General features: G+C 46.1%; 3 protein-coding genes. All 3 read left to right on the forward strand.

Features of this window, described 5'->3' with window-relative positions:
• Positions 1 to 951 precede the first annotated feature (951 nt).
• The 3 genes from I8J34_RS23855 (at position 952) to I8J34_RS23865 (ending at position 2,463) form a co-directional block, all read left to right on the forward strand.
• The gene (locus I8J34_RS23855; RefSeq protein WP_214364131.1) at positions 952 to 1,383 is read left to right on the forward strand and encodes a hypothetical protein; all 432 of its coding nucleotides are present in this window, start codon (positions 952 to 954) and stop codon (positions 1,381 to 1,383) included.
• A 99-nt stretch (positions 1,384 to 1,482) separates the two neighbouring features.
• Positions 1,483 to 1,860: a bleomycin resistance protein gene (locus tag I8J34_RS23860; RefSeq protein WP_214364132.1), complete on the forward strand. Its 378-nt coding sequence runs from the start codon at positions 1,483 to 1,485 to the stop codon at positions 1,858 to 1,860.
• Between the two features lie 135 nt (positions 1,861 to 1,995).
• On the forward strand, positions 1,996 to 2,463 hold the full coding sequence (locus tag I8J34_RS23865; protein ID WP_214364133.1) for a DUF695 domain-containing protein: 468 nt from the start codon (positions 1,996 to 1,998) through the stop codon (positions 2,461 to 2,463).
• Positions 2,464 to 2,610 lie beyond the last annotated feature (147 nt).

Below are 2,610 nucleotides of genomic sequence, written 5' to 3' on the forward strand. Positions count from 1 at the left end.
CAAGCTCGACACGACACATCCAAAGCGCAGCGTCAGGCTGCGGCGAAAGTGCGCCGGCTGGGACGACGATGAGCGCATGCGGGTGTTACAGATTCTGCCGATATGATGGTTGGATGCAATTGCCCTGGGGTCAGTTCCAGTAGGTAAAATTGTGGGTTGGTTTGGGTTCAAATCTCTGCCAAACTATCCCGTTTAAATGGTAAGGCTACGCTTCCGCTCCGCAGCGTGCGTTTGTTGAGCACCTACAGTCGCTAGCGTAACAATGCGTGCCAGCCGACATTTTGTCCGGTGCTCCGTTTTGTGTCTGGCTTCGCCAGTTTACACAAAACTCCACACCAGCCAAAATGCGGCTGCACTTTGCGTTAGCGTGAAGGAAATATATGGCAGATAATCCTTACAATCGGTGGCAAGGACTGGCGATTTCTCAGCTTTCAGTAGCGGTTGCCTTAATTTCTGGCCTTTCGGTTTCGTCGCTGGCAGTGGGTCTTTCATTGCTGCAAAACGAAAAGTTTATTCAGCTTTGCGTGTCTAAATCTTTGTTTTCTTTGTCTTTCCCCCTACTAGTCCTCGCCTCATTGTTTAGCTGTATGGTTGTAATATCTAGGCTCCTTGATTTTCGACTTACGGCACGGAAAGTGAGAAAAGATCAAAAGCCAGATTACTCGCGACCTCTAACTATATTCTGGTTGGGGCCTGATGCTTACGGACGAATTACGTGGTTTCTATTCTGGTTGGCTTGTTTTCTCTTCATCGTTGGTATAGGCGCAATGTTCTTTTCTATTTGGGGCGCATATGCAAGCATTTACTAGGCATAGCCGTAGCGCTAACAAGTTTGTCCAGCCGACGTTTTGGTCTTCGCTCCTTTTTGTGCATGGCCTTCGGCCATCTTTGCACAAAAATCCACTACAACCAAAACGCGGCTGACAAAAGCGTTATATTTACTGAGGCACCATGGAGATTCCCGAATTTTCTGAGTGGCAAAAATTTGATGAATTTCGTTGCAATGAGGTAGCAAAATTTCCTGGCGTATATTTGCTAGCTCACTTCGATAAGCGCCCGAAAGGAACACCCGTGGTTACATCCCCCAAAATCATATATGTGGGAGAAACTACCGGGCAGAAAATCACCAAGCGACTTTATAATTTTAGCCGCTCTGCCTTTTCCCAAGAAATAGGTCACAGCGGAGGTTGGAGTTACTCAAGAAAAATACTAAATAATGAAATTGCTAATTTCACTCCAGAAAACTTATATGTATCTGCCATCTCAGTGAGCTATGACGTTCCTGAAATAGAGAGAAAAGCGTTCATTAAGCTTGTTGAGCGCCTTGTGATTTGGGAGTTCTATCAAAAAAACAAGTGCTACCCTCTATGCAATACCGCATAAGATATAACAATTGGTTCAAATCGTTCGCTTCGCTCACTGGGACGGGCTAAAGCCCGCCCCTTAACCAAACGTTAGAATAAAATAAATCTGGAATCGTTTATGTCAATAGAGCCATTTATTAAATGTAGCAATATCAAAGTCTCATGCAGCTTTTACACTGAAACACTAGATTTTAAAATAATTCGTGCGCCTGACCCAGATCCACAATCATTTATGTCTATGTATGCTTTCTTAGAAAGGGACGGCAGTTTTGTGCATCTGTCAGAACACTCAGGAGATGGTGTTTTTGGCAATGTAATTTACATTAGAGTAAAAGACCTTAACAAAATTTATAATAAATTTGTTAAATCAGGCCTTAAAATACAAGAAAAGGCTGGCATTACAATGGAACCAGTCACCCAAACTTGGGGAATGAAAGAATTTTCAATTTTAGACCCTGATGGTAACCGTCTAACTTTCGGGCAAAATAATGAATAAAAATTCTAACAAGTCAAATCACTCGGATTTGGTAAAGCTGTCACTTTTTTTGCAAAAAACGCAAAAAAACCGCCATCTTCACCAATCCGGTGTTTGAGGCGTTCTGTGGAGTGATGAATGAAGAGGATCTTGTTGATGTCACTGCTCACGTCCATCCTCGGGTTATTCGGCTGCGGCAAGCCCATTGCCGAAGATCAGTGGACCGTTGCCACTGGTGATGATAACGGCAAGCCCATGATCGTCCGTTTTCGGTCGGACATCCCGCGGGGTGTCGATATCAAGCAGTACCCGCACCTGATGGCAATCGCATGGAAGTATGAGCCTGCGAACGAGGGCGGCATGCCATCCAACGCGGACAATAACCGAATGGTTCTCCTGGAAGAACTGCTCGACTCCCTGGAGACCAAACGCATAGCTTTCCTGACAGTCGCGGTCACATGCAACGGTGTCAAGGAGTGGCAATGGTACTCCCGCGATCAAGAGGAAACCATGAAGGTCCTAAATTCCGCGCTGTCTGGACAGTCGCCATTTCCCATTGAAATCTCTCAACAGGAGGACTCAGCGTGGTCTGCCTATTTCCGGTTCAGGAACAGCGCAAAATAGAGGGCACAGAACGATTAAGGTTAGATCGTGATCGCGAAGCGATCCACGATCTGAACCGTTTGTTGGACGAGCCCGGTCCTCGGGCGATGCCGCTCGATTCTTCCCCTGCAAATATCTCTCGCTGATCCGCCCCGACCGGGGCGGTTT

The organism is Denitromonas iodatirespirans (assembly GCF_018524365.1).
Classification (GTDB): Bacteria; Pseudomonadota; Gammaproteobacteria; order Burkholderiales; family Rhodocyclaceae; genus Nitrogeniibacter; species Nitrogeniibacter iodatirespirans.